Annotated in this window: 23 protein-coding genes and 1 pseudogene; 13 read left to right on the forward strand and 11 right to left on the reverse strand. The window is 72.0% G+C overall.

The features are described from left to right. Positions 1-95 precede the first annotated feature (95 nt). The 3 genes from hpt (at position 96) to folE (ending at position 3646) form a co-directional block, all read left to right on the forward strand. A complete protein-coding gene (gene hpt, locus OG858_RS26575) occupies positions 96-656 on the forward strand; it encodes a hypoxanthine phosphoribosyltransferase (RefSeq protein ID WP_086753040.1) in 561 nt (186 codons plus the stop codon). A 178-nt stretch (positions 657-834) separates the two neighbouring features. Further along, the gene (gene ftsH / locus OG858_RS26580) at positions 835-2850 is read left to right on the forward strand and encodes an ATP-dependent zinc metalloprotease FtsH (RefSeq protein WP_037702464.1); all 2016 of its coding nucleotides are present in this window, start codon (positions 835-837) and stop codon (positions 2848-2850) included. 190 nt (positions 2851-3040) lie between these two features. Continuing rightward, positions 3041-3646, forward strand: a complete 606-nt coding sequence (gene folE, locus OG858_RS26585) for a GTP cyclohydrolase I FolE (RefSeq protein ID WP_319262554.1) — start codon at positions 3041-3043, stop codon at positions 3644-3646. Between the two features lie 106 nt (positions 3647-3752). On the opposite strand, the gene OG858_RS26590 is transcribed toward folE, so the two are convergent. From OG858_RS26590 to OG858_RS26615, 6 genes are all read right to left on the reverse strand, one after another. Further along, on the reverse strand, positions 3753-4238 hold the full coding sequence (locus OG858_RS26590; protein ID WP_319065494.1) for a DUF3180 domain-containing protein: 486 nt from the start codon (positions 4236-4238) through the stop codon (positions 3753-3755). A gap of 120 nt (positions 4239-4358) precedes the next feature. Continuing rightward, positions 4359-4970 carry a 2-amino-4-hydroxy-6-hydroxymethyldihydropteridine diphosphokinase gene (gene folK / locus OG858_RS26595; protein WP_319065493.1) on the reverse strand — a complete coding sequence of 204 codons (612 nt, stop codon included), beginning with the start codon at positions 4968-4970 and terminating at the stop codon, positions 4359-4361. Continuing rightward, entirely contained in the window at positions 4967-5326 is a 360-nt protein-coding gene (gene folB / locus OG858_RS26600) for a dihydroneopterin aldolase (RefSeq protein WP_319262549.1), read from the reverse strand. The genes folK and folB overlap by 4 nt, the downstream gene beginning before the upstream one ends. 248 nt (positions 5327-5574) lie before the next feature. Next, entirely contained in the window at positions 5575-6078 is a 504-nt protein-coding gene (locus OG858_RS26605) for a nuclear transport factor 2 family protein (protein ID WP_319065492.1), read from the reverse strand. Further along, entirely contained in the window at positions 6075-6941 is an 867-nt protein-coding gene (folP, locus tag OG858_RS26610; RefSeq protein WP_037702449.1) for a dihydropteroate synthase, read from the reverse strand. The genes OG858_RS26605 and folP overlap by 4 nt, the downstream gene beginning before the upstream one ends. Before the next feature lie 144 nt (positions 6942-7085). Then, positions 7086-8942, reverse strand: a complete 1857-nt coding sequence (locus tag OG858_RS26615; RefSeq protein ID WP_179201249.1) for a phosphatidylglycerol lysyltransferase domain-containing protein — start codon at positions 8940-8942, stop codon at positions 7086-7088. A 193-nt stretch (positions 8943-9135) separates the two neighbouring features. Between OG858_RS26615 and OG858_RS26620 the strand changes: the two genes are divergently transcribed. Both OG858_RS26620 and OG858_RS26625 read left to right on the forward strand, forming a co-directional pair. Next, positions 9136-10260 (forward strand): alpha/beta hydrolase, encoded by a 1125-nt coding sequence (locus OG858_RS26620; protein WP_086750681.1) that lies wholly within the window; start codon positions 9136-9138, stop codon positions 10258-10260. A 316-nt stretch (positions 10261-10576) separates the two neighbouring features. Further along, positions 10577-12700 carry a prolipoprotein diacylglyceryl transferase gene (locus tag OG858_RS26625; RefSeq protein WP_328544348.1) on the forward strand — a complete coding sequence of 708 codons (2124 nt, stop codon included), beginning with the start codon at positions 10577-10579 and terminating at the stop codon, positions 12698-12700. 407 nt (positions 12701-13107) lie between these two features. Here OG858_RS26625 and OG858_RS26630 read toward each other — a convergent pair whose 3' ends face one another. After that, entirely contained in the window at positions 13108-14442 is a 1335-nt protein-coding gene (locus OG858_RS26630) for a PH domain-containing protein (RefSeq protein ID WP_319262805.1), read from the reverse strand. Positions 14443-14612: 170 nt separating this feature from the next. After that, on the reverse strand, positions 14613-15119 hold the full coding sequence (locus OG858_RS26635) for a PH domain-containing protein (RefSeq protein WP_086748209.1): 507 nt from the start codon (positions 15117-15119) through the stop codon (positions 14613-14615). A gap of 31 nt (positions 15120-15150) precedes the next feature. Here OG858_RS26635 and OG858_RS26640 point away from each other — a divergent pair, with 31 nt between their 5' ends. Then, the gene (locus tag OG858_RS26640) at positions 15151-16311 is read left to right on the forward strand and encodes an NADH-quinone oxidoreductase subunit D (protein WP_328544347.1); all 1161 of its coding nucleotides are present in this window, start codon (positions 15151-15153) and stop codon (positions 16309-16311) included. 19 nt (positions 16312-16330) lie between these two features. Here OG858_RS26640 and OG858_RS26645 read toward each other — a convergent pair whose 3' ends face one another. Beyond that, the gene (locus OG858_RS26645) at positions 16331-17464 is read right to left on the reverse strand and encodes an SAM-dependent methyltransferase (protein WP_408059489.1); all 1134 of its coding nucleotides are present in this window, start codon (positions 17462-17464) and stop codon (positions 16331-16333) included. Positions 17465-17585: 121 nt separating this feature from the next. On the opposite strand from OG858_RS26645, the gene OG858_RS26650 reads away from it, so the two are divergent. Together OG858_RS26650 and OG858_RS26655 are read left to right on the forward strand one after the other, a co-directional pair. Further along, positions 17586-18788, forward strand: coding sequence for a sensor histidine kinase (locus OG858_RS26650; RefSeq protein ID WP_086748207.1), 1203 nt, complete (start codon positions 17586-17588; stop codon positions 18786-18788). A gap of 69 nt (positions 18789-18857) precedes the next feature. Next, a complete protein-coding gene (locus OG858_RS26655; protein ID WP_086748206.1) occupies positions 18858-19529 on the forward strand; it encodes a response regulator transcription factor in 672 nt (223 codons plus the stop codon). Positions 19530-19964: 435 nt separating this feature from the next. Here the strand turns inward: OG858_RS26655 and OG858_RS26660 are convergent, their stop codons facing one another. Further along, a complete protein-coding gene (locus OG858_RS26660) occupies positions 19965-20237 on the reverse strand; it encodes a hypothetical protein (RefSeq protein ID WP_327745953.1) in 273 nt (90 codons plus the stop codon). 180 nt (positions 20238-20417) lie between these two features. On the opposite strand from OG858_RS26660, the pseudogene OG858_RS26665 reads away from it, so the two are divergent. Both OG858_RS26665 and OG858_RS26670 read left to right on the forward strand, forming a co-directional pair. After that, positions 20418-20651, forward strand: a pseudogene (locus OG858_RS26665) (transposase); the annotation flags it as partial. Next, a complete protein-coding gene (locus OG858_RS26670) occupies positions 20630-21127 on the forward strand; it encodes a zinc ribbon domain-containing protein (RefSeq protein WP_327745876.1) in 498 nt (165 codons plus the stop codon). The pseudogene OG858_RS26665 and the gene OG858_RS26670, both read left to right, overlap by 22 nt. Here OG858_RS26670 and OG858_RS26675 read toward each other — a convergent pair. Then, the gene (locus tag OG858_RS26675; RefSeq protein WP_319065489.1) at positions 21124-22320 is read right to left on the reverse strand and encodes a threonine aldolase family protein; all 1197 of its coding nucleotides are present in this window, start codon (positions 22318-22320) and stop codon (positions 21124-21126) included. The genes OG858_RS26670 and OG858_RS26675 overlap by 4 nt on opposite strands. Positions 22321-22553: 233 nt before the next feature. Between OG858_RS26675 and OG858_RS26680 the strand changes: the two genes are divergently transcribed. From OG858_RS26680 to OG858_RS26690, 3 genes are read left to right on the forward strand one after another with little or no spacing between them, the layout of a single operon-like run. Next, positions 22554-23510: a Rossmann-like and DUF2520 domain-containing protein gene (locus OG858_RS26680; protein ID WP_037702435.1), complete on the forward strand. Its 957-nt coding sequence runs from the start codon at positions 22554-22556 to the stop codon at positions 23508-23510. Then, a complete protein-coding gene (gene panC, locus OG858_RS26685) occupies positions 23507-24499 on the forward strand; it encodes a pantoate--beta-alanine ligase (RefSeq protein ID WP_327724656.1) in 993 nt (330 codons plus the stop codon). The genes OG858_RS26680 and panC overlap by 4 nt, the downstream gene beginning before the upstream one ends. Beyond that, positions 24496-26211, forward strand: coding sequence for an L-aspartate oxidase (locus OG858_RS26690; RefSeq protein WP_319262537.1), 1716 nt, complete (start codon positions 24496-24498; stop codon positions 26209-26211). Before panC ends, OG858_RS26690 begins: the two co-directional genes overlap by 4 nt. Positions 26212-26213: the final 2 nt, after the last annotated feature.

Consider the following 26213-nt stretch of genomic DNA (forward strand, 5'->3'; position numbering starts at 1 on the left):
TTCCGGACGCCGAAGGGGCCCCTCACACGGGCCCCCGAACCCCCGCACGGGACGCGGGCGTCCGGGAGCGGCCCCGGGACGACCGACCGAAAGTGATGCGGGTGGACGCGAAAGACATGGGTGCCGACCTCAAAGAGGTACTCATCACCAAGCAAGAGATCGACGCGAAACTGGCCGAGCTGGCCGCGAAGATCGACGCGGCGTACGCGGGCAAGGACCTGCTGATCGTCGGAGTCCTCAAGGGCGCGGTGATGGTCATGGCGGACCTCGCCCGGGCGCTGTCCACCCCGGTCACCATGGACTGGATGGCCGTGTCCTCCTACGGGGCGGGCACCCAGTCCTCGGGCGTGGTGCGGATCCTCAAGGACCTCGACACCGACATCAAGGGCAAGCACGTCCTGATCGTCGAGGACATCATCGACTCGGGGCTGACCCTGTCCTGGTTGATCTCCAACCTCGGCTCCCGCGAGCCCGAGTCCCTGAAGATCTGCACACTGCTGCGCAAGCCCGACGCCGCCAAGGTCGCCATCGACGTGGAGTGGGTCGGCTTCGACATCCCCAACGAGTTCGTCGTGGGCTACGGCCTCGACTTCGCCGAGAAGTACCGCAACCTCCCGTTCGTCGGTACGCTCGCGCCCCACGTCTACGGCGGCTGAACAACCCCCGTAAGACGCTCGGGAACCCCAGCGGGTTTCGCGCCGTTGGAGCATGCGAGGACGGGATTGCCGACAGTCCCCTGCGACTTCGGGTGACAATGCTGGGGTACCGTCCGAAGAACAGTCTTTTATCAAACTCACTATGGCAGGAGGGACGGGGCGGCACCGCTCCGTATGGATGGACGTGAAGCGATACTTCCGTGGGCCAGTCATGTGGATCGTACTGGCCGTCCTTGCCGTGGTCGTGTTGATGCAGGTCGTCGGCTCGTCCGGCGGCTACAAGACGGTGGACACCGGCCAGGTGGTCCAGGCGATCAATGACAACAAGGTCAAAGAAGCCAAACTGACCACCGGCGAAGAGCAGCTCCTCAAGGTTCAGCTCAAGGACGGCCAGAAGATCGAGGGAAGCTCGAAGATCCAGGCGAGCTATATCGGCGACCAGGGCGTCACCCTCGCCAACACCCTGCAGGACAAGTTCCAGAACAAGCAGATCCCCGACGGCTACACGGTCTCCCCGACCAAGCAGAACGCTTTCGTCGGCATCCTGCTGTCCCTGCTCCCCTTCGTCCTCATCGTGGTCGTCTTCCTGTTCCTGATGAACCAGATGCAGGGTGGCGGCTCCCGGGTCATGAACTTCGGGAAGTCCAAGGCCAAGCTCATCACCAAGGACACTCCGAAGACGACGTTCTCGGACGTCGCCGGCGCGGACGAGGCCGTCGAGGAACTCCACGAGATCAAGGAGTTCCTGCAGGAGCCCGCCAAGTTCCAGGCCGTCGGCGCCAAGATCCCCAAGGGTGTGCTGCTCTACGGCCCGCCCGGTACGGGCAAGACGCTGCTGGCGCGCGCCGTCGCCGGCGAGGCGGGCGTCCCCTTCTACTCGATCTCCGGTTCCGACTTCGTCGAGATGTTCGTCGGTGTCGGTGCCTCCCGGGTCCGTGACCTCTTCGAGCAGGCCAAGGCGAACGCCCCGGCGATCGTCTTCGTCGACGAGATCGACGCGGTCGGCCGCCACCGCGGCGCCGGCCTCGGCGGTGGTCACGACGAGCGCGAGCAGACGCTGAACCAGCTGCTCGTCGAGATGGACGGCTTCGACGTCAAGGGCGGCGTGATCCTCATCGCCGCGACGAACCGCCCGGACATCCTCGACCCGGCGCTGCTGCGCCCGGGCCGCTTCGACCGCCAGATCGCCGTCGACCGCCCGGACATGCAGGGCCGTCTGGAGATCCTCAAGGTCCACCAGAAGGGCAAGCCGGTCGCGCCCGACGTCGACCTCGGGGCCGTCGCCCGCCGCACCCCCGGCATGACGGGTGCCGATCTGTCCAACGTCCTGAACGAGGCCGCGCTCCTGACGGCCCGCAGCGACCGGAAGCTGATCGACAACCACATGCTGGACGAGGCGATCGACCGCGTGATCGCGGGCCCGCAGAAGCGGACCCGGATCATGTCGGACAAGGAGAAGAAGATCACCGCGTACCACGAGGGCGGTCACGCCCTGGTCGCGGCGGCCTCGCCGAACTCCGACCCGGTCCACAAGATCACCATCCTGTCCCGGGGCCGCGCCCTCGGTTACACGATGGTCCTGCCGGACGAGGACAAGTACTCGACCACCCGTAACGAGATGCTCGACCAGCTCGGCTACATGATGGGTGGGCGCGCCGCCGAGGAGCTGGTCTTCCACGACCCGACCACCGGTGCCTCGAACGACATCGAGAAGGCCACCAGCCTGGCCCGTGCGATGGTCACCCAGTACGGGATGACCGAGCGTCTCGGCGCCATCAAGTTCGGCGGCGACAACTCGGAGCCGTTCCTCGGACGTGAGATGGGTCACCAGCGCGACTACTCGGAAGAGGTCGCCGCGCTCGTGGACGAGGAAGTCAAGAAGCTCATCGAGAACGCGCATAACGAGGCCTGGGAGATCCTGGTCGAGAACCGCGACATCCTCGACAACCTGGTGCTTCAGCTGCTGGAGAAGGAGACGCTGGGCAAGGAGCAGATCGCCGAGATCTTCGCCTCCATCGTCAAGCGCCCGGCCCGGCCCGCCTGGACCGGCTCCTCCCGCCGTACCCCCTCCACCCGTCCGCCGGTGCTCTCCCCCCGGGAGTTGGCACTGACGAACGGCACCAACGGCGCGACGCCGGCGATCACCACCAAGGCGCCCGTCGACGCCACCCCGGAGGAGAGTCAGGAGAGCTGACGCCGAATCCGGTGAGAACCGGCCACCGGGAGCCCCGGCTCCCGGACCCGGCCGGCTCATCAGGCCCGGAATGGATGCCGTGCCCCCCTGGTTCTAGCCTGGGGGCACGGCATTTTCGTATGACCGGAACATGGCCGAAAGATGAGACGCGTAGTCCGTGCGCGTCACAGGCTCAGGAGCGAGGCACCACATGACCGACCCCGTGACGCTGGATGGTGAGGGCACCATCGGCGAGTTCGACGAGAAGCGCGCCGAGGACGCCGTACGGGAGCTGCTGATCGCGGTCGGCGAGGACCCCGACCGGGAAGGGCTCAAGGAGACGCCGGCGCGGGTGGCGCGGGCGTACAGGGAGCTTCTGGCGGGCCTCAGGCAGGAGCCCGAGGACGTCCTGACGACGACGTTCGATCTGGGGCACGACGAGATGATCCTGGTGAAGGACATTTCGATCGTGAGTCTGTGTGAACATCATCTTCTGCCGTTCCACGGCGTGGCGCACGTCGGCTACATCCCGGCCGAGTCCGGGAAGATCACCGGTCTGTCGAAGCTGGCCCGGCTGGTCGAGGTGTTCGCTCGTCGCCCGCAGGTGCAGGAACGACTCACCACGCAGATCGCGGACTCCCTGATGAGGATTCTCGAAGCGCGGGGTGCCATCGTCGTCATCGAGGCCGAGCACATGTGCATGTCGGTGCGCGGTATCCGTAAGCCGGGTGCCAAGACCACGACGTCGGCGGTGCGGGGCCAGCTGCGGGACGCCACGACCCGTGCCGAGGCGATGAGCCTGATACTGGCGCGCTGACCCGATCGTCGGTGCTGCCCGAGACGGTCCTCGATCAGCCCAGAGGCGCCTGCGCCGGTTGCGGGAGCCTCGTCGACGGTCAGCCGGCGGGCAGCCAGGGTGCCCCCTACGTCGCCCGCGCGGCCCCGCCGTTGGTGTCGTCGTCCTCCGGGAGCTTGCAGACGCGCTCCAGGAAGAAGGCGGCCACTATGACGGCGAGGCCCGCGAGGACGGAGAACCCGGCGTAGATGGCCTGGTCCCGGCGGGCAGGGATGTCCAGGGACTCCAGGAGGAAGACGCCGACGCCGCCGTACATGCCGGCGACGAGGGCGGCGACGAGAGCGCTGGCCTGGCCGAAGACGACCGCGCGGGCCGCCATCAGGGGCTCGACGCCTTTGGCGTCGGGTCGGCGCTCCCGCTGGGCCTTGAGCCGGTTGCGGAGGGACAGCGCGGTGGCCGTCAGGACGGCGGCGATCAGGGCGAGCACGATGGGGGCCGCCAGCGGGACGCTCGGCAGCGTGCCCACCGAGTTCCACAGGCGGGCCCCTGCCCAGGACAGCACCCCGGCCACGACGAACACCGCGGCCAGCGTCCTGATGCGCAGCTCTTTCACGATGCCCCTTCGACGAGCCCGATGGTCCACGGAAGCCGGGATCCACGGCGCCGGGTGGTCGGCCCGGCCGGTGATCCAGACGGTGTCGGGGGATGATCCCGACCCGGTAGACCTTAACGACTACTCGGGCAGGTGGAGTTCCAGGTCGGCGCGGGGCGACACACCTTCATGGGTGATGCCGTCGAGGAGCAGGGCGACCGGGCCGCGGCCGTCGAGCCGGGCCTCCGGCTCGACGTCGTGCCAGGGGGCGAGGACGAAGGCCCGCTCGTGCGCGCGCGGGTGCGGCAGGATCAGCGCCGGGTCGTCGGAGACCACGTCCGCGTACGCCACGATGTCGACGTCCAGGGTGCGCGGCCCCCAGCGCTCGTCCCGCACCCGGTGGAAGGCCTCCTCGACGGCCTGGGCCCGCTCCAGCAGCGAGGAGGGCGGCAGGGTGGTCTTCAGGACGACGACCGCGTTGAAGTACGAGGGCTGGCTGCCCGGTGCCACACCCCACGGCTCCGTCTCGTACACCGGCGACACGGCCTTGACGCGGACGCCCGGGGTGTCCTCCAGCGCGTCGACGGCGCCCTGGAGGTTCTCCAGCCTGTTGCCCAGGTTCGAGCCGAGGGAGAGCACGGCCCGGCGGGGGTTGTGCAGGGTGGTGTCGGCCTCGTCCACCTTCTGCACGACGGAGGCGGGCACCGGCTGTACGGTCGGGTCGCTCTGACCCTCGGTGAAGAACGCGGTCATACTCGGCTCCGGGTGATGGTGACGGTCACGTCGTCGAAGGGGACCGTGATCGGCGCGTTCGGCTTGTGGACGGCGACCTCGACCTCCTGGACCCCGTCGTGCTTCAGGCACGCCTGGGCGATGCGCTCGGCGAGCGTCTCGATGAGGTTCACCGGCTCGCCCTCGACGATGGCGACGACCTCCTCCGCCACGATCCCGTAGTGGACGGTCTTCGTCAGGTCGTCGTCGGCCGCCGCCGGCCGGGTGTCCAGACCGAGCGTGAGGTCCACGACGAAGGTCTGGCCCTCCTCGCGCTCGTGCGGGAACACCCCGTGGTGTCCACGGGCCCTGAGGCCGCGCAGCGCGACACGATCCACGCGAATCACTCCTGCAGTCGTCGGGAACGGCCGATGCATCCGTGTGCGGTCGGCACACCGGCCACCTTCGAATCTACCTGCGAGCACTGACAGCGCTCACTCACGGAGGCTCGGGTCCACCCCCTGTACGGGCAGGGTTCATCGAGCGCTTCCCTCAGGGAACACGGCGGCTCACGGGTCGGAAGCCGCGCATACCCGCGGTCCCGTGTTCCCAATCACCCCTTGGCCCTTGCGGGCCGCCCACCCACTCAGGAGGGTGAGTCGTCGGCCTCGTCGTCATCGGATTCGGTCAGCACCGGGGAGCCGTGGTGCGACCAGAGCTTCCAGCCGTCGGATGTGCGACGGAACACATTCGTGGCGACCACCAGCTGCCCCACGAGCGGCCCCAGCCCGTCACCGCCGTCCGGCGCCGGGCCGCCGCTGAGGATGTTCTCGGTGCAGGTGACGAGCGCGGTGTCACCGGTGACCGACACATGTATGTCGGTGAGGAAGAACTGGATGTACTCCGTGTTCGCCATGATCAGCGCGTACGACCGCAGCACCTCACCGCGGCCGGTGAGGACCGGCCAGCCCGGGTGCACGCAGGAGATCACACCCGTCTCGGCGGGGTCGTGGTACTCCTCGTCCACGCCCACGTCGGCCGGGGTCAGCCAGAGTGAGGAGAGTGTCTCGAAGTCGCCCTGTTCCATCGCCTCGTAGAAGGCCCGGTTGGCGAGTTCGACCTGTTCGACGTCGGTGTGGGGAGCGCTCACCGCTCACGGGCCCCTTCGATGGCGCGGGCCACGCGGACCGCGTCGGCGGTGGCGCGGACCTCGTGCACCCGGACCGCCCAGGCGCCCTGCTGGGCGGCGAGGGCCGACACGGCGGCCGTCGCGGCGTCCCGTTCGCGTGCGGGCGGCGGGGCGCCCTCCGGCCCCGCCAGGACCCGGCCGAGGAACCGCTTGCGGGAGGCGGCGACCAGCAGGGGGTGGCCGAGGCCGTGCAGCCGGTCGAGGTGGGCGAGGAGGGTGAGGTCGTGCTCGGCGTCCTTGGAGAAGCCGAGGCCCGGGTCGACGACGACGCGGTCCGCCGCGACACCGCCCTCCAGAACGGCCTCCACGCGCGCGTGCAGCTCGTCCGTCACCTCGGCGACGACGTCCTCGTAGACGCCCTTGACGTTGCCGCCCTCCAGGAAGCCCCGCCAGTGCATCACCACGAAGGGGGCACCCGCGTCGGCGACCACCGGGATCATCGCGGGGTCGGCGAGGCCGCCGCTGACGTCGTTGACGAGGGCGGCACCGGCGGCGAGGGCCTGCTCGGCGACGGCGGCGCGCATCGTGTCCACGGAGACGGTCACCCCCTCGGAGGCCAGTCCCCGCACGACGGGGATGACGCGCTTGAGCTCCTCCGCCTCGTCGACGCGGGCGGCGCCGGGGCGGGTCGACTCACCGCCCACGTCCACCAGGTCCGCGCCCTCCCCGACCATGTCCAGGCCGTGCTTGACCGCCGCCGTGGTGTCGAACCAGCGGCCGCCGTCGGAGAAGGAGTCCGGGGTGACATTGACGACCCCCATGACCGCGCAACGATCCCACACGGGCATTCCGGCCACCTGACCGCGCCGGTTCTGCTTGCTCATGCGTCAAGCCTAGGCCCCCGGCGCCGCGGGCCATCACCTGAGCCGGAGCCCCGGGGCGCGAGGGCGGCCGGGGCCTCGCCCGGGCCGGCTCCCGGCGGTGGCCGCGTGCTCGGGCAGGCGCTCTCCGAGATCTTCATGAGCCTCCTAGGCCGCGCGCACGTCCTGTTCGGTCATGCTTCGCTCCGCCGCCCGATGGGCGCACGGCGCCGGGGCCTTGGCGCGGCGCCTCAGGAGGCGGGGCAGGGCGAGGTTGACGAAGCCCTCGGCCTGCATCGCGGCGAGGCCGATGCGGGGCAGGTCGCGGGAGGTGGCGTAGACGACGAAGCGCGGCTCCCACCGCGGGCGGAACTTCGCGTTGAACTTGTACAGCGACTCGATCTGGAACCAGCGGGAGAGGAAGACCAGCAGTCCGCGCCAGGCGCGCAGTACCGGTCCCGCGCCGATCTTCTCGCCGCGCGCCAGGGCCGCTCGGAACATCGCGAAGTTCAGGGAGACCTGCCTGACGCCCAGGCGGGGGGCAGCTTGGAGGGCCGCGACGATGAGGAGTTCGTTCATGCCGGGGTCCGCCGCGCGGTCGCGGCGCATCAGGTCCAGGGAGGCGCCGTCGGGGCCCCAGGGCACGAAGTGGAGTACGGCCTTCAGGTCGCCGTACGCCCCCGGGGCCTCGTCGGCCTTGTGGGCGGTGGCGATGAGGCAGTCCCCGTCGGCCGGGTCGCCGACGCGGCCGAGCGCCATGGAGAAACCGCGCTCGGTGTCGGTGCCGCGCCAGTCCTCGGCGGCGCGCCGGATCCGGTCCAGCTCCGCCTCACCGAGGTCACGGACGCGCCGGACCCGGGTTTCGTAACCGAGCCGCTCGATGCGCTTCACCATTTGACGCACGTTGCGCATCGCGCGTCCGGCGAGGGAGAAATCCGCGACGTCCACCACCGCCTCGTCGCCCAGTTCCAGGGCGTCGAGGCCGGTCTCGCGGGTCCATACCTCGGCGCCCGTCTCCGAGCAGCCCATGACGGCCGGGGTCCAGGAGTGGGCCTTCGCCTCGTCCATGAAGCGCTCGATCGCGCCGGGCCAGGCCTCGACGTCGCCGATCGGGTCGCCGCTGGCCAGCATCACACCGGAGACGACGCGGTAGGTGACCGCCGCCTTGCCGCTCGGGGAGAAGACGACCGCCTTGTCGCGGCGGAGCGCGAAGTGGCCGAGGGAGTCGCGGCCGCCGTGCCTGTCCAGCAGGGCGCGCAGCCGTTCCTCGTCGTCGTCGGTGAGCCGGGCCGCCGGGTGTTCGGGGCGGAAGGCCAGGTAGACGGTGGTGATGGCGGTCAGCAGACCGAGGGCGCCGAGCGAGAAGGCCACCGTCCAGGACGTGTTGCCGGCGTAGTCGACCGGGCCCTCGAAGCCGAACAGGCCGTAGATGACGTGTTCGAGCCGGTCGGCGAGGCTGGGGTCGCCGACCATACGCCCGGGATGGGCGCTGACGACGAGCAGGCCGAGGAGCAGCGAACCGGCTCCCATCAGCACGAAGTTGGCGAGCGCCCGCCAACGGCTGGTCGGGTCGGGCAGGGCGCGGAACTCGTCGCGGTGGCGCAGCAGCGGAATGAGCAGTGCGAGCGAGACGAGGACACCGACGAGCGAGTGACGGTAGGTGAACTGGGCGATCGCCCCGGCCGGCAGCAGGATCACGGCCGCGCGCCAGGCCCGCCGTTTTCGCCGACGCAGGCCGTGGGCGAGCAGGAGCAGCAGGACGCCGGCGCTCAGTGAGAGGGCCGCTGCGAACGGGCCGAGTGCGCCCGGGAGCACCTCGGCCAGCGTGTGCATACGGCTGTTCCGGAAGCGGGGGAACACGCCCGCGGCGACGTCCACGAGCCCGACGAGCATGCAGGCCCGGGCGACCAGGGCGGGCACGGCCTCGGGGCGCGGCCCGCGCAGTGCGCCGCGCACGGCGCCGTATCCGCGCCCGACGGCGCTCGTCGGGAGTCGGTCCGACCGGACCGGAACCCCGCCCGACATTTCACCATCTGTCCTGACAGACATCGCATCCCGTTGTTCCGCGAGTGAGCTTGGATCCGGTGCCTTTTCCGGCATCCGGCGACATTGCGCCCTCTAGGACGGTGCCTTGGCGAGGGAGGTTCACTCTCCACCGGAAAGCTGAACCAAAGGACAAGGAAAGACAAGCAAAGAAAGGGCGGCGGGGGACAACCCGATGGGTCTTACGAGCAACAAGGTGCTGGTGCTGGCGGTTCTGTCCGCCGTGCTGCTGTTCGTCGGCACGGTGTGGCTGTGGCCGCGGCTGGCACGCCGTGGCTGGCGGGCGGTCGGCGGCCGGATCGCCGTACTGCTGGCCACGCAGGTCGCCCTCTTCGCCTCGGTCGGCCTCGTCGCGAACCAGGCCTTCGGGTTCTACGCCAGCTGGGCCGACCTCTTCGGCCGGGAGAACGGCCAGGGTGTGGTCGTCGACCACGACGGCGCCGACACCGGCGGGCCGTTGCGGGTCGTCGACACCCAGCAGGTGAACGTGTCCGGGGGCGCCCGCCCCCAGGTCGGCGGCCAGATCCAGAAGGTCGAGATCGTCGGCCGTACGACCCGGATCGCGAGTCCGGCGTACGTGTATCTGCCGCCGGAGTACTTCCGGCCCGAGTACCGCACCCGGACCTTCCCCGCCGCCGTCGTCCTCACCGGCTACCCGGGCACCGCCGAGGCGCTCGTCAAGGGCCTCCACTTTCCGCAGACGGCCCACAGGCTGGCCCGCGACGGCAAGGCGCAGCCGATGATCCTGGTCATGCTGCGGCCCACCGTGGCGCCGCCGCGCGACACCGAGTGCGTGGACGTCCCGGGCGGACCCCGGACCGAGTCGTTCTTCGCCGAGGACCTGCCGGACGCGGTCGGCCACCACTACAGGGTCGGGAAGAAGCCCGGGAGTTGGGGGATCATCGGCGACTCGACCGGCGGCTACTGCGCACTGAAACTCGCCATGCACCACCCTCGGGTGTATGCCGCGGGGGCGGGCCTCTCGCCGTACTACAAGGCGCCGGTCGACGCGACTACCGGTGATCTCTTCCAGGGGAACAAGACGCTGCGGAACGAGGCGGACCTCTTCTGGTTTCTGAAGCACCGTCCGGCGCCGGACACCTCTCTGCTGGTCACCAGCAGCAAACAGGGAGAGACCAACTACAAGGCCACGCTGGAGTTCATCGAGCAGGTGAAGGAGAAGCAGCCGACGCGGATCTCGTCGATCATCCTCGACAGTGGCGGGCACAACTTCAACACGTGGCGGCGGGAGATCCCGGCGACCCTGCAGTGGATCAGCGGGCGGTTGAGCGACCGCTGAGGGGCGGCTCGGGGCGGCTGCCGAGGTGGCTCGGGGCGGCCGCTGAAGGGTGGCTCGGGGCGGTCGCTGAGGTGCATGGCGGCGGGAGTCGGCGCGGGTCGGCATTCCGCGGAATTCCCCGCCCGGGGGAATGAGGCAGATGTGGCCAAGGCGTATCTGGATTCCCTCGCGTTGATCCAGTAGAGGAGTCGCCGGTGAGCGCATTGGCGCACCGGCGGTGAGGGAGCTTGTGAAGGCTTGTGAGAGGTGAGAGGGACGGCTGAGTTTTTACGGCCCGGGGCTCCATCATTCGCCTACGCGCGGTAAGTTTCTGGCCATGCCACGTGGACGTCACCGCCATTCACCTCCTCTGCACAGGCTGCTGCCCCCCACGGCGATCGCAGGCGTTTCGCTCGTCTGCGCCCTCGGGCCCTGGGTGTTCTCCGAGCCGTCGGTGCTCCGGGTCACCGCTGCCGTCGCGGCGGCGACCGCGGCCGTGGGCGCGGCTGTCATGCGCCGCTGGGACGTCGAGGCGGGCAAGCGCGTCGCCGACCTCACGCGCGCGCGGGCGAGCGACGAGTGGCGTCACGAGGAGAAGGCCGCCGAACTGGAGACCGACCTCGACGAGTCGCGCGAGCTGCGCACCAAGCTGGAGCACAAACTTCGCGCCAAGCGCACCGAACTCGCCAACCTCCGCAACGAGCACGCCGCGCTGCTGCGCCGCTACGCCACCGCCGAGACCGAGCGGGCCAGCGCCCTTGAGGGCCGCCGCCTGCTGGAGATCGAGGCGATCGCTCCGGAGGAGGCGCCGGAGCTGTCGGCGGCCGGTGCGGGCGAGGACGCGAGCGAGGGCGACGAGGCCACCACGGCGGTTCAGGCTTCGCCGGTGCCGCCGCAGGGGGTTCCGGCGGCGGGGGCGCCCTGGGCTTCTTGGGAGACGGCCTCCAAGGCCGCGGCGAAGGCGGCCAAGTCGGCTCAGGCACCGAAGGGCAGGGCTGTGGCCTCCTCGGCCGAAGCGGGTGCGGATGCCGCTGCCGAGAGTGGTGTCGACGACGGCGCCGACGCGGAGGCCGACGCGGACGGGGACGGCTCTGGGGCGAAGAAGTCGGGCCCCGCGGTGTTCTCATCGTCCGGTTCCGCGCTCTTCCTGCGCGCGAACTCGGCGTTGGACCGGATCATCACCCAGCGGGGCTCGGTGCAGGGTCCGGGCGGGGCCGAGGCCGACGCCGAGTCCGAGACGGAAGCCGGGGTCGGGACCGGGGTCGAGGCGGGGGCCGAGGCCCAGGCCGGGATCGGGGCCGCGAGCGAGGGTGCGGCCGGGGCCGGTGCCGACGTGGTGGTCGAGACCGGGATCGAAACCGAGATCGAGGCTGTGGCTGAGGATGGGGCCGCGGCTGCGGCTGCGGTTGAGGACGAGGCTGTGTCCGAGGCCGACGGCGGGTCCGTGACTGCGGGCGAGTCCGAGGCTGGATCCGAGACGGAGACCGTGTCCGCCACCGCGCCTGGGTTCACGTCCGAGCCCGAGGCCGAGCCCGAGCCCGAGGCCGGTGCCGAGGCGGACACTCGTGGCGACGCTGCGGAGGCCGGTGTCGGCGCGGAGGCCGATGCCACCGCGGACGCCGGCGTCGATTCCGAAGGCCCCGGTACCGAAGAGGGGAACGCCTCCGAGGTCAGGGGCGAGTCCGCCGACCACGCCGTTGCCGACTCCGCCGACGTACAGACCGAGGAGTCGGTCGACGCGACGGTCGACGAGTCCGCCCCGGCCGAGCCCGCCAAGGGGCAGGCGCCGAAGGAGGGTTCCCCCAAGGGGCAGGCGCCGAAGGAGGGTTCCCCCAAGGGGCCTTCTCCCAAGGGCCCTTCTCCCAAGGGTGACCCGGACGGGCCGACCGATGGGGGCACTCGGCAGGGACGTTCCGCCCAGGCGGTGGAGGAGCCGGTTCCGGTGCTCACCTCCGAGGAGGACGGGGCCGCGGGGAAGTCCGTGGCGGTCCGTGGGCATGAGCGCGCGGCCGCCACGCCCGTACCCGCGGTTTCCGCTCCGGCGCTGTCGACGGGTGTGGGTGAGCTGACGCGGGTGGAGCCGTCGGGGCGTGTCGGGCACGGGCAGCAGGCGGAGCCGGCCGCTCCGCCGGTGCTGCCCGCGCTTCCGCCGGCCGGTCACTTCACGGTGCCCACCGCCGTGGCCGTTGTTCCGGCCGCGCCGCAGCGGCGGGCGGCCGTCGAGGGCGGGTTCGACTTCTTCGGTACGCAGAACGGTGCGGACGCCCTGGAGGCGGTACAGAACGAGGACCTCGCCGACGTGGTCGGCCAGGAGGCCCTCGCGCTCCACAAGGCCGAGTCCGAGGCCCGGTTCAAGCTCGCCGACGAGGCGACCCGTGGCGTCGGCCAGGTCATCGACCTCACGGCCCACGACGAAACAGAACAGATCGACGTACAGGGCCTGCGCACGGCAGCGTCCTAGCCGCCGGGGCGCCCTGGCCCACCGCCCACCGCCCACCGCCCACCGCCACCTGTACCTGGCCGCGGGCCATCGTGCCGCTGGGGCGCTGGGGCGCTGGGGCGCTGGGGCGCTGGGGCGCTGGGGGCACCTCCCGCTCGAGCGAGGCCGAGAGTGGGGGAGGGGGCGCGCCGGCACCCGGCAAGCGCCGGTGCGCGTATGCCCACCCCCGCCCAGCCGGAGCCACGGGGCGCCCCACGCACCGACCGTCGCCCGCGCCCGCCGCCCCGGCGCCAGGCCGTTTCTGACGGCTCTTGAAGCCGTTCGTGAGCGGTTACGGACGAGTCCGGTGAGGCAGCCGGGGCCTCACGAGTCGCCTCGCGCGGCGCCGATCGGCCGGATGTTCTCCGACCAAGAGCCATCAGAAGCGCCTAACTCATCCACCGATCCGGCAGAGCCTCCCGCCGCCCGGTCCGCGACCGTTCCGCCTGCGCCCGCAACAGCTCCGCCGCCTCACCCGCGTCCCGCAACCGCGCGGTGACGGTCTTGTTGGCACCGGTGTCGACGTGGACGTCGGCGAGCCCCTTGTACCGCTCCCAGGGTCCCTGCGACAGCCGTACGCTCTGCACCTTCGCATGCGGCACGAGGTCGAGCCGGCGCCGCAGCAGCCCGTGCCGCGCTGCGAACACCGTGTCGCTCACGGCCAGCCCGTACCCCCGCCACCACAACGGCAGGCACCACCGCGCCCGGCCGGGCGGCCGTACGAGCGCCGCCGCGTCCGGCACGTTCACCCCCGGCAGCACCCGCGCTATCACGGCCTCGGCCACCTCGCGCGGTGCGACCGGCACGAGGACGGAGTTCGTGGAGCCGGCCACGTCCAGCTCCACCCGGACCCACCCGCGGCGCCGCCACAGCAGCGGTTCGACGATGCGTACGGTCTGCACGCGGCCGGGCGGGACCGTCTCGTGGGCCCGGTCGAGGAGCCCGTGGTCGATGCGGAGCCCGTCGGGGGAGTCTCCGACCGTCCAGTCGTACTCTCCGACGAACCGCCCCACACTGCTCGCCCCGGCCGCGCCGAGCAGCGGCAGCGCGGTCGCGAGGACGGTCCACACGCTCTCCGTGGCGAACCACAGCACGGACGGCACGACGACCGCGCCCACCAGGGACACCCAGGTGGCGCCGGTCAGGACGAGGGACATGGCCAGCGCCCCCGCCGGGACCTTCAGCAGTTCCCGTACGGGCGCCTCGCCGACCTCGTGCGCGGTCTCCGGCGCGAAACCGGCGGCGCGGGCGAGGAGTTCGGCCCGCAGGGCACCGGCGTGCGCCTCGCCGAGGTACGCCAGCTCGTCCTTCTTGTCGGTGCCGACGACGTCGAGTTTGAGTTTGGCGACGCCCGCGATCCGGGCCAGCAGCGGGCGGGTGACGTCGATGGCCTGAATGCGTTCGAGGCGGATGTGGGCGGTGCGGCGGAACAACAGCCCGGTACGGATGCGCAGTTCGCTGTCGGTCACCGCGAAGTGGGTGAACCACCAGGTCAGGAAGCCGTACAGGGCGGCGGCCGGGATGAACACCGCGACCGCGATCAGCAGGGTCGTCGTGTCGAGCCGCATCAGGTTGCGCTGCGCCCCGTCCGGATCGTGCACGGCCCACCCGATCAGCACCGCCACCGGCGCCCACGCCCGCCGCAACGGCGTCACCGGATGCAGCCGCTGCTCGACGACCGGCTTCCCGCCCGCCCTGCCGACGTCCCCGGCCCCTGCCTCCACCGCGTCGCGAGGCCTGTCCCCGGCCTCGGGCGCTTCGCCCGGCCCGTTCACCGCCGCGGGACCCGGCTCGCGCTCGGCACCATCCTCCGGCCGCTCCCCCCGCTCCCCCCGCTCCCCTCGCTCCCCCCGCTCCGCCCGTACCGCGTCGTCCGCGTCCTGGGCCGGCACCGTCACAGCCCCGCCGATCGGGCCTCGCCCAGTTGGGTGAGGTGGTCGCGGAGGCGTTCGGCCTCGGCCGGGGCGAGGCCGGGGATGCGCGCGTCCGTGGCGGCCGCGGCCGTGTGGAGCTGCACGCTCGCCAGGTTGAAGTGGCGCTCCACGGGCCCGGACGTCACCTCGACCAGCTGCATGCGCCCGTACGGCACCACGGTCTCCTCGCGCCAGAGCACACCCCGGCTGATCAGCAGGTCGTCCGCCCGTTCGGCATACCGCCAGGACCGCCAGTTGCGGCCCAGCATCGGCCAGCCCCACAGCAGCAGGCCCAGCGGCAGCAGCGCGAACGCCGCCCAGGCCGGGCCCGCCAGCCGGCCCAGCAGCACGGCCGTACCGACGGTGATCGGCCCCAGCCACACCACCAGCAGCAGCCGCCTCATCCGCAACAGTCCGGGCGGCAGTCCCGTCCAGACCGGTTCACCCTCCGCGCGCTCGGCGCCGTCCTCCAAGGTCCCCGTCTCCATCCCGCCAGCGTACGTACGACAGACTGTGTTCATGACTCCCCCGACGGAGACCCGAGAGACGACGGTCGGTATCGGCGGTGCCGCCGAGAGCACGGACATGGTGCTCAACATCGGCCCGCAGCATCCGTCCACCCACGGTGTGCTGCGGCTGCGGCTCGTCCTCGACGGAGAGCGCATCCGGCACGCCGAACCGGTCATCGGCTATATGCACCGGGGCGCGGAGAAGCTCTTCGAGGCGCGCGACTACCGCCAGATCATCATGCTCGCCAACCGCCACGACTGGCTCTCCGCCTTCTCCAACGAGCTCGGCGTCGTCCTCGGCGTCGAACGCATGCTCGGCATGGAGGTCCCCGAGCGCGCGGTCTGGATGCGCACGCTCCTCGCCGAGCTGAACCGGGTCCTGAACCACCTGATGTTCCTCGGCTCGTACCCGCTGGAGCTGGGCGGCATCACCCCGGTCTTCTATGCCTTCCGGGAGCGCGAGGAGCTCCAGAACGTCATGGAGGAGATCTTTGGCGGGCGCATGCACTACATGTTCAACCGTGTCGGAGGCCTCAAGGAGGACCTCCCGGCGGGCTGGACCTCACGCGCGCGGACAGCGGTCGCGGACGTCCGCTCCCGCATGGGCGTCTTCGACGACCTGGTCCTCGGCAACGAGATCTTCCGGGGCCGCACCCGGGACGTGGGCGTCCTCTCCCCGGAGGCCGTGCACGCGTACGGCGTCAGCGGCCCGATCGCCCGCGCCTCGGGCGTCGACTTCGACCTGCGGCGCGACGAGCCGTACCTCGCGTACGGCGACCTCCAGGACGTCCTGAAGGTCGTCACCCGTGACGAGGGCGACTGCCTCGCCCGCTTCGAGTGCCTGCTGGAGCAGACCCACAACGCCCTCGCCCTCGCCGACGCCTGCCTCGACCGCCTCGCCGACCTCCCGCCCGGCCCGATCAACCAGCGCCTCCCCAAGGTCCTCAAGGCCCCCGAGGGCCACACCTACGCCTGGACCGAGAACCCCCTCGGCATTAACGGCTACTACCTCGTCAGCAAGGGCGAGAAGACCCCGTACCGCCTGAAGCTCCGCTCCGCCTCGTACAACAACATCCAGGCCCTCACCGAACTGCTGCCGGGAACCCTGGTGGCCGACATGGTGGCGATCCTGGGGTCGCTCTTCTTCGTGGTGGGGGACATCGACAAGTAGGGACCGCCGCCCGGCGGTGTCAGCCGCCGTCGCCGAGCGGGTCCGGGACGCCGAGCGGGTCCGGGGCGTCGAAGGGGTCCGGGACGCCGACCGGCTGGACCAGCCACCCGAAGTCGCCCAGCCCGCCCGGCGCGGTCAGCTCGGCGGCCTCGCCCGCGCCCGCGAGGGCCCGTACGTACGCCGCCGGGTCGTCGGCCGCCAGGGACAGCGGGGGACGGCCACCGGAGACCCCCAGGGCGCGCAGGGCGTCCCGCTGGGTGAGCGGCCGCGCCCCCGGCAGAGCGCACGCGTCCAGCGCCACATGCGCGGTGATGTCGCACGACCCGTCCGGCACCGGCCTCGTCTCCCGCCCCTCCCGGAACCCCGTGAGCGTCCCGAACGGCGGCCGTGACCCCGCGAGGTGCGCGTAGTCGACGGCGACGGCGAGCCCCCGGTCGACGCCCGCCACGGCGGCGGCCCACGCGTGGTCCCGGGGCAGCCCGATCTCGGCCCGCAGCCCCTCCTGAGGGTCCAGCGGCCACCACCGGTCCAGCCACCGGGCGTCCTCCCCGCCGACGGGCTCCCCGAGCAGCTCGCTCCCGTCCTCCCGTACGAGCACCAGCCGCGCTGCGCCCGCCGCGTCCACCTCGACGACCTCCACGGGCACGTTGTCCAGCCACTCGTTGGCGAACAGCAGCCCGGTGATCCCCTCCGGCGGGGCCGCGAGCCACTCGACGCGGTCGTCGAGGCCGACGGGCCGGTCGGCGAGTTCGACGGCGTACGCGCGCGTGCGCTTCGCCACACCGGAGGGGAGCGCGGCCAGCACCCCGCTCACCAGTTCGCCCCGCCCGGCGGCCATGTCCACGAACCCCAGCCCGTCCGGCCGTCCCAACGCCTCGTCCACCCGGCACAGCAACCGCGCCACGGCCGAGGCGAAGAGCGAGGACGCGTGCACGGAGGTCCGGAAATGCCCTGCGGGCCCCTCCGGCCGCAGGTAGAAGCCGCCGGGCCCGTACAGGGCCTCATGGGCCGCCGCGCGCCAGCAACGCCAGGGCTGAGCCTCACCGGGCGCGCGGGACTGTGACCCAGAGGGCTCCGCCCCGTGGGCGCGGCCGGCCGCGGACGACCCGCAGCCGCACGACGAGAGGCCCTCCCGAGCTGTTGGGCGATCCATCATCACGTCAGGCTAAGCGGAACGGGTAACACGACCTCCACCTTGGGGAGTACGTGGCCCGGTCACGGATCGACCCTCCGGTTGACCCCGGCACACCGCGCGCATCCCTACGCTGGGTCACGTGCAGCGCCTCTATGACTTCTTCCGCCGACACCCGACATGGGTCGACAGCTTCTGGGCCGTCGTCCTGCTCGGGACGACCATGGTCAGCGGAGCGATCGCCACTGACTATGCGAACGACATGAACGACACCGCGTTCGCGGTGATCTCGCTCGCCCTGTGCCTGTCGATCGCCCTGCGGCGCCGCATGCCCGAGAAGATGCTGATGCTGGCCGCCGCGGCGGGCTTCGCGCAGCTGATCCTCGACGTGCCGAGAATCCCGGCCGACTTCGCGATGCTCGTGGTCATCTACACGGTCGCGGCGAACGGTGCCCGCTGGGCCTCCTGGTTCGCCCTGGGCGGCGGCCTCTGCGCGGCATCGCTGGCGCAGCTGCGCTGGACCGAGCAGCAGACGAGCACGCTGGGTAACGCGGTGCTCGCGGTGGTCCTGACCGTGCCGTTCGCCCTGGCCTGGGTGCTCGGCGACTCCCTGCGCACCCGCCGCGCGTACTTCGCGCAGCTGGAGGAGCGCGCCGCCCGGCTGGAGAAGGAGCGCGAGGCCCAGGCCAAGGTCGCGGTCGCCGCCGAGCGCGCCCGGATCGCCCGGGAACTGCACGACGTCGTCGCGCACAACGTCTCCGTCATGGTCGTCCAGGCCGACGGCGCCGCGTACGTCCTCGACGCCGCCCCCGACCAGGCGAGGAAGGCTCTGGAGACCATCTCCTCCACCGGCCGGCAGGCCCTCGCCGAGATGCGCCGCCTGCTCGGCGTGCTGCGCACCGGTGAGCACAAGGAGGTCGGCGAGTACGTCCCCCAGCCCGATGTCGAGCAGATCGACGACCTCGTCGAGCAGTGCCGGGTGGCCGGCCTGCCCGTCGACTTCAAGATCGAGGGCACCCCGCGCCCGCTGCCCAGCGGCGTGGAGCTGACGGCGTACCGCATCGTCCAGGAGGCCCTCACCAACACCCGCAAGCACGGCGGCCCGAACACCGGTGCGAGCGTCCGGCTGGTCTACTTCGACGACGGCCTCGGACTGCTCGTCGAGGACGACGGCAAGGGGGCGCCCCACGAGCTGTACGAGGAGGGCGGCGCCGACGGCCAGGGGCACGGTCTCATCGGCATGCGTGAGCGCGTCGGTATGGTCGGCGGCACGCTGGACGCGGGCCCCCGCCCCGGCGGCGGCTTCCGGATCAGCGCGCTGCTGCCCCTGAAGCCCGCACACTGACACGGTCATGCCACTCACTGGCACTTGTGGACCTGCTGTAGACCTGCTGTAGACACGGAAGAGGACCCGATGGCGATCCGCGTAATGCTCGTCGACGACCAGGTGCTGCTGCGCACCGGGTTCCGGATGGTGCTGGCGGCCCAGCCGGACATGGAGGTCGTCGCGGAGGCGGGCGACGGCGTCGAGGCCCTGCAGGTCGTACGGGCGACCGACGTGGACGTGGTCCTCATGGACGTCCGGATGCCGAAGCTGGACGGCGTCGAGGCCACCCGCCGCATCTGCGCCGACCCGAACCCGCCGAAGGTGCTCATCCTGACCACCTTCGACCTCGACGAGTACGCCTTCTCCGGGCTGAAGGCGGGCGCCTCCGGCTTCATGCTCAAGGATGTGCCGCCCGGCGAGCTGCTGGCCGCGATCCGTGCCGTGCACAGCGGCGACGCCGTGGTCGCGCCCTCCACCACACGGCGCCTGCTCGACCGGTTCGCCCCGATGCTCCCGAGCACCGGAACGCAACCCCAGCACAAGGAGCTGGAGCGGCTCACCGAACGTGAACGCGAGGTCATGATGCTGGTCGCCCAGGGCCTCTCCAACGGCGAGATCGCCGCCCGCCTCGTCCTCTCCGAGGCCACGGTCAAGACCCACGTCGGCCGCATCCTCACCAAGCTGGGCCTCCGCGACCGCGTCCAGGTGGTCGTCCTGGCGTACGAGACGGGGTTGGTGCGGGCGGGAGGACAGGGGTGATCCACCACCTTGCTTGCCGGGCGGGGTGCCCGGTCCTTCAGGGCTGGGGGTGGATGCCCGTTCCCGCGTAGCGGCAGGGGAAAGCCGACTCGCTGTCAGGGCGATTGGGCGTCTCGGGAGAGACGGTGGTGAGGCCGGCCTGGAGCCGTTCGTGGTGCCGGCAGGTTGAGGGCCCGGTGGGCGGGGGTGTCCTGGAAGGCAAGAGGGGGCCGGTCACTCGGGCGGGTGATGTTGATCGAAGTCGTGCGCGGGAGGGGAACGGGGTGTCTAGGTTCGTGGCATGTCACGTTTCCGGATGTATCCGTCGCGCGCGCAGGCCGAGCGGATGCTCACGCACTGCGCGCACGCCCGGTACGTGTGGAATCTCGCTGTCGAGCAGCACGCGCACTGGCGTCGGTGGCGTAGGAGCGCGCCCGGTTTCGCGGAGCAGTGCCGTCAGCTCACCGAGGCCCGGCGGGAGAGCGAGTGGCTGGGTTCGGGGAACGCGGATGTGCAGCAGCAGGCGTTGAAGGACTTCGCCCGGGCCAGGAGCGCCCGCTTCAGGTCCAGGTTCGGTGAGCCGACCTGGCGCAAGAAGTTCCGGCACGAGGGCTTCCGGGGCATCGGTACCGACCGTGTACCGGAGTACCAGGCGGACGGGTCGCCGAAGCTGAACGCGAAGACCGGCAGGCAGGTGATGGGCCGGTCGGTGGTCGTGCACAGGCTCAACCGGCGGTGGGCTCAGGTCAGGGTGCCCGGTTGCGGCTGGGTCCGCTTTCGCCTCAGTGCAAAGGGCAAGGTGCGAAGCTGCCCGGCGCGAAGACGTTCCGGGTCACCTTCCGCAACGGGCAGTGGCATATCGCGTTCGCCGTCGTCCCCGACCCGGTCGAGGGGCCGGGCACGGGTGAGGTGATCGGCATCGACCGGGGTGTCACCGTCACCGCGGCCCTCTGCGACGGACGGAAGCTGAACTGTCCCCAGCTCACCACCCGCGAGCGGGCGCAGATCCGCAAGCACCAGCGGCGGGCTGCTCGCGCCCCCAAGGGCGGCAAGGCCAAGACCGCCGAGTACGCCAAGGCCGCCAGGCTCAAGGCGCGGGTGGCGAACCGGCGTAAGGACTGGTGCGAGAAGACCAGCACCATGCTCGCCCGCACCTACGATCTGGTGCGGTTCGAGAAGCTGAACATCAAGAACATGACTGCCAGGGCAAAGGCCAAGCCCGACCCCGACCAGCCCGGCCAGTACCTCAAGAACGGCCGCGCGGCCAAGGCCGGACTGAACCGGGCGATCCTCGCCCAGGGCTGGGGCCTGCTGCGGCAGCGCACCGGGCACAAGGCCCCCGGCCGGGTCGAAGACTCCCCGCCCCGTACACGTCTCTGCGGTGCAGTGCCTGCGGATGGATCGACAAGAACTCGCGCAAGAGCCAAGCCGAGTTCGTCTGTTCCTCCTGCGGCTTCACCTGCAACGCTGACACCAACGCCAGTATCAACGTCGCGGCAGGACAGGGCGGGATCCCCCGCCCCCGGCGGACAGCCGGTGCCGGAGGGACGACACCGCCCACACAGCGGTCGAACGTCCGTGAACCTCAGCCTGAATGGGCTGGAATCCCCCTCTTTTAAGAGGGGGAGGATGTCAACAGCGCCACGAAGTCCGCCACGGCCCTCCGCACGTCCGCCGCCGTCCACTCCAGCGCGGCGGCCCGTACCTCGATCTCCGTGACGGCCAGCCCCGGCCCGCCACGGTCCCAAGGGCGGGCGAACAGCAGCGCGGCCGTCTGCTCGCCCTGTCGGACCGCGGCCTCGGAGACGACGTCGACCTCGTACGGCAGCCAGACCTGGAACTCGTTGGTGTGGGGCTGCTCGGGGTGCACGCGGGCCCACGGCACCCCCGCCGCCGCGAACCCCTCGCGCAGCGCGGCGGCGACCACGCGCGCATGGCGGACGTACTCCGGCAGCCGGGGCAGCTCGCGCTCCAGGCCGACGAGGGCCGACAGCGCGGTGGGGAACTGCTGGAAGAGCTGGCCGCCGTACCGGTGCCGCCAGGCCTTCGCCTCGTCGACGAGGGGCCCGGGGCCGGCGATCGCGGCACCGCCGTAGGCGCCGAGGGACTTGTAGTACGACACGTAGACGCTGTCGGCGAGGGCCGCGATCTCGTCCACGGGGCGGCCGAAGTGGGTCGCGGACTCCCACAGGCGGGCCCCGTCGAAGTGGACCACCGCGTCCCGCTCGCGTGCCGCCTCGGTGAGCTCCGTCAGCTCCTCCCAGGAGGGCAGCACGAATCCGGCCTCCCTGAGGGGCAGTTCGAGCATCAGCGCGCCGAAGGGTTCGTCGAGACCGCGGACCTCGTCGGCGGTCGGCAGCCGTGGCTCGCTCGTCAGCCGGACCGGGCGCAACCCGCTGAGCTGGCTGAACGCATGCCGCTCGTACATCTCGGGGTGGGCGAGCGCGTGCAGGGCGACGGTCGGGTTCCCGGTGCGGGCCGCCCAGCAGCGCAGGGCCACCTGCTGGGCCATCGTGCCGGTCGGGAAGAACGCGGCGGCCTCCATGCCGAGCAGTGCGGCGGTCCGCTTCTCCAGGGCCTCGACGACCCCGTTGCCGTACATGTCCGCCGTCTCGTCCAGGTCGTACACGTCGTCGGCCGCGTCCAGCAGCGCCAGCCGCTCCCGGAGCGTCGCCAGCGCACTCGTCCGCGCCAGCACCCGCTCGGCCGCCCGATGGGCGGCCTGCCGCCGTTTGTACCGCAGAGCCGCCGGGGACTCCTCGGTGGCCGCCTCTTCCGCGGTGGTCTCCGCCGTCTCAGCCGTCTCACTCATCCCGGGATCATCCCCCGGCCCGTCCCGCCCGGCACCAGGTTTTCGCACCGGTGACGCGTGCACCCGGCCCGTGGTCCCGGCCCGCGTCCCCGACCCGTGGAGGCGACCTGCGGAAACGGCTCGCGACCGCCCACAGCCTGTGGACAACCGAACGCCCCTCGAACCAATCGCGTTAACATGACGAGAAATCGTCCGGTACCCAGAGCGGACTGGAACGGGAAGGCCACCACCGAGTGAGTACATTCCAGCAACCAGAGCCGAAGGACCGCCCCGCGCGGCTCGCCGTCGGTGTCGTGGGCGCCGGCCGCGTCGGCCCCGCGCTGGCGGCGGCGCTGCGACTCGCGGGTCACCGCCCGGTGGCCGTCTCCGGTGTCTCCGACGCCTCCCGGCGACGCGCCGCCGAACTGCTGCCCGATGTGCCGCTGATGTCCCCGGCCGATGTGCTGCGACACGCGGACCTGGTCCTGCTGACCGTCCCGGACGACGCCCTGCCGGGCCTGGTCGAGGGCCTCGCCGAGACCGGCTCCGTGCGGCCGGGGCAGCTCCTCGTGCACACCTCGGGCCGGTACGGCGCGAAGGTGCTGGACCCCGCGCTCAGGGCCGGGGCGCTGCCGCTGGCGCTGCACCCCGCGATGACGTTCACGGGGACGCCGGTGGACGTGCAGCGGCTCGCCGGGTGCTCCTTCGGGGTCACGGCGCCCGACGCGCTGAGGCTGGCCGCCGAGGCGCTGGTGATCGAGATGGGCGGCGAGCCCGAGTGGATCGCCGAGGAGAACCGCCCGCTCTACCACGCGGCCCTCGCCCTGGGCGCCAACCACCTGGTCACGCTGGTCGCCCAGTCCATGGAGCTGCTGCGCACGGCCGGTGTCTCCGCCCCCGACCGCATGCTCGGCCCGCTGCTCGGCGCCGCCCTGGACAACGCGCTCAGGTCGGGCGACGCGGCCCTCACCGGCCCCGTCGCGCGCGGGGACGCGGGCACGGTCGCCGCGCACATCGCCGAGCTGCGCGCGCACGCCCCGGCGGCCGTCGCCGGGTATCTGGCGATGGCCCGCGCGACCGCCGACCGGGCCCTCGCCCACGGCCTGCTCAAGCCGGAGCTGGCCGAGGACCTCCTCGGGGTACTCGCGGGCGGGACGGACACGGCCACCGGAGCAGGCGGCACCGACGGGACCGAAGGGGACGCCCGATGACCACCACCGTGCTGCGCACCGCCGACGAGCTGCACACACGCGCGCGTGCGGGACGCCGGGCCGTCGTGATGACCATGGGCGCCCTGCACGAGGGCCACGCCACCCTGATCCGCACCGCGCGCGAGATCGCGGGCGGCACGGGCGAGGTCGTCGTGACCGTCTTCGTCAACCCTCTCCAGTTCGGCGCCGGCGAGGACCTCGACCGCTACCCGCGCACCCTGGACGCCGACGTGGAGCTCGCCGGAGCGTCGGGCGCCGACGTGGTGTTCGCCCCGTCCGCGGACGAGGTCTACCCGGGCGGCGAACCGCAGGTCCGGGTCACCGCGGGGCCCATGGGCGGGCGCCTGGAGGGGGCCTCCCGCCCCGGCCACTTCGACGGCATGCTCACCGTCGTCGCCAAGCTGCTCCACCTCACCCGCCCCGACGTGGCGCTCTACGGCCAGAAGGACGCCCAGCAGCTCGCCCTGATCCGCCGCATGGTCCGCGACCTGAACTTCGGCATGGACATCGTGGGCGTGCCGACCGTCCGCGAGGACGACGGCCTGGCCCTGTCCAGCCGCAACCGGTATCTGTCCACCGAGGAGCGCCGTACGGCCCTGGCGCTCTCCCAGGCGCTGTTCGCGGGCCGTGACCGGCACGCCGCCCAGGAGGCGCTGCGCGCGCGGGCCCGCGAGGTGCCCGCCACGCGCGCGCGTGCCGAGGCACTGAGCGCGATCGGCGAGTCCCGCGCGGCCGCCGACGCGCACGCCATGTCCAAGGCCGCCCCCGGCGGCCCGGCCGCCGTCCGAGCCGCCGCCCGCCTGGTCCTCGACGAGGCCCTGCGCATGAAGCCGCCGCTCACCCTGGACTACCTGGCCCTGGTCGACCCGTCCGACTTCACCGACATCCCCGACGGCTTCACCGGAGAAGCCGTCCTCGCCGTCGCGGCCCGGGTGGGGACGACCCGGCTGATCGACAACATCCCCCTGACCTTCGGAGCCGCCTCGTGACCAGCACAGGCATACGACTGCACGCCCCCGCCCCCGGCTGGTCCGTCGCCGCCGACGTCGTGGTCGTCGGCTCGGGCGTCGCCGGCCTCACCGCCGCGCTGCGTTGCGAGGCCGCGGGCCTGCGTACGGTCGTCGTCACCAAGGCCCGCCTCGACGACGGCTCCACCCGCTGGGCCCAGGGCGGCATCGCCGCCGCCCTCGGCGAGGGCGACACCCCCGAACAGCACCAGGACGACACCCTGGTGGCCGGCGCGGGCCTGTGCGACGAGGAGGCCGTACGGCTCCTCGTCACCGAGGGCCCCGACGCGGTGCACCGCCTGATCGAGACCGGCGCCCACTTCGACGAGTCGGAGGAGGGCGGCCTGGAGCTGACCCGCGAGGGCGGCCACCACCGCCGCCGCATCGCCCACGCGGGCGGCGACGCGACCGGTGCCGAGATCTCCCGGGCGCTCGTCGAGGCCGTACGCGCGCGCGGGCTGCGCACGGTCGAGAACGCGCTCGTCCTGGACCTCCTGACGGACGCCGACGGCCGCACCGCCGGTGTCACCCTGCATGTCATGGGCGAGGGCCAGCACGACGGCGTGGGGGCCGTCCACGCCCCCGCCGTGGTCCTCGCCACCGGCGGCATGGGCCAGGTCTTCTCCGCCACCACCAACCCGTCCGTCTCCACCGGCGACGGCGTCGCCCTCGCCCTGCGCGCGGGCGCGGAGGTCTCCGACCTCGAATTCGTGCAGTTCCACCCGACCGTGCTGTTCCTGGGCGCCGACGCGGAGGGCCAGCAGCCCCTGGTCTCCGAGGCGGTACGCGGCGAGGGCGCCCACCTGGTCGACGCGGACGGCGTCCGCTTCATGCTCGGCCAGCACGAACTGGCGGAACTGGCGCCCCGCGACATCGTCGCCAAGGGCATCATGCGCCGCATGCAGGAGCAGGGCGCCGAGCACATGTACCTGGACGCCCGGCACTTCGGCGCCCACATGTGGGAGCACCGCTTCCCGACGATCCTCGCCGCCTGCCGCGCCCACGGCCTCGACCCCGTCACCGAGCCCATCCCGGTCGCCCCGGCCGCCCACTACGCCTCCGGCGGCGTCCGCACCGACTCCCACGGCCGCACCACCGTCCCCGGCCTCTACGCCTGCGGCGAGGTCGCGTGCACCGGCGTCCACGGCGCCAACCGGCTCGCCTCGAACTCCCTCCTGGAGGGCCTGGTCTACGCCGAGCGCATCGTCGCCGACATCGCCGCGGCCCACGCCGGGGACGGCCTCCACGCGCGCGTGCCCCAGCCCGTCCCGTACGCCGAGAAGCCCGCGCACCCGTTGCTCGATCCGGAGATCCGGTTCGCGATCCAGCGGACCATGACCGAGGGCGCCGGCGTCCTGCGTTCCGAGGCCTCCCTCGCGACCGCCGCGGCGGCCCTGGACCGGCTGCACGCGCAGGCCCGCGACGCCCTCGCCGAGCACGGCAAGACGGCCGAGCCGGGCGTCGACACCTGGGAGACCACCAACCTCCTGTGCGTGGCCCGCGTCCTGGTCGCCGCCGCCCGGCTGCGCGAGGAGACCCGCGGCTGCCACTGGCGCGAGGACCACGCCGAGCGCGACGACGCCGCCTGGCGCCGCCACATCGTCGTACGGCTGAATCCGGACCGGACGCTCGCCGTACACACCACGGATACCGCAGACTTCCCCCCGACCCGGCCGCATCACCAGGAGCAGTGACA

The sequence above is a fragment of the Streptomyces europaeiscabiei genome, assembly GCF_036346855.1.
GTDB classification, from domain to species: domain Bacteria; phylum Actinomycetota; class Actinomycetes; order Streptomycetales; family Streptomycetaceae; genus Streptomyces; species Streptomyces europaeiscabiei.

Excerpts from the sequence above, each read along its gene's own strand:
- OG858_RS26655 (WP_086748206.1), top strand. The coding sequence starts at position 18,858 with ATGGCGATCCGCGTAATGCTCGTCGACGACCAGGTGCTGCTGCGCACC.
- OG858_RS26645 (WP_408059489.1), bottom strand. The coding sequence starts at position 17,464 with ATGGATCGCCCAACAGCTCGGGAGGGCCTCTCGTCGTGCGGCTGCGGG.
- OG858_RS26625 (WP_328544348.1), top strand. The coding sequence starts at position 10,577 with ATGCCACGTGGACGTCACCGCCATTCACCTCCTCTGCACAGGCTGCTG.
- folK (WP_319065493.1), bottom strand. The coding sequence starts at position 4,970 with ATGACCGCGTTCTTCACCGAGGGTCAGAGCGACCCGACCGTACAGCCG.
- folP (WP_037702449.1), bottom strand. The coding sequence starts at position 6,941 with ATGAGCAAGCAGAACCGGCGCGGTCAGGTGGCCGGAATGCCCGTGTGG.
- OG858_RS26620 (WP_086750681.1), top strand. The coding sequence starts at position 9,136 with ATGGGTCTTACGAGCAACAAGGTGCTGGTGCTGGCGGTTCTGTCCGCC.
- OG858_RS26640 (WP_328544347.1), top strand. The coding sequence starts at position 15,151 with ATGACTCCCCCGACGGAGACCCGAGAGACGACGGTCGGTATCGGCGGT.
- hpt (WP_086753040.1), top strand. The coding sequence starts at position 96 with ATGCGGGTGGACGCGAAAGACATGGGTGCCGACCTCAAAGAGGTACTC.
- folE (WP_319262554.1), top strand. The coding sequence starts at position 3,041 with ATGACCGACCCCGTGACGCTGGATGGTGAGGGCACCATCGGCGAGTTC.
- OG858_RS26615 (WP_179201249.1), bottom strand. The coding sequence starts at position 8,942 with ATGTCGGGCGGGGTTCCGGTCCGGTCGGACCGACTCCCGACGAGCGCC.
- OG858_RS26675 (WP_319065489.1), bottom strand. The coding sequence starts at position 22,320 with ATGAGTGAGACGGCTGAGACGGCGGAGACCACCGCGGAAGAGGCGGCC.
- panC (WP_327724656.1), top strand. The coding sequence starts at position 23,507 with ATGACCACCACCGTGCTGCGCACCGCCGACGAGCTGCACACACGCGCG.
- ftsH (WP_037702464.1), top strand. The coding sequence starts at position 835 with ATGGACGTGAAGCGATACTTCCGTGGGCCAGTCATGTGGATCGTACTG.
- OG858_RS26635 (WP_086748209.1), bottom strand. The coding sequence starts at position 15,119 with ATGGAGACGGGGACCTTGGAGGACGGCGCCGAGCGCGCGGAGGGTGAA.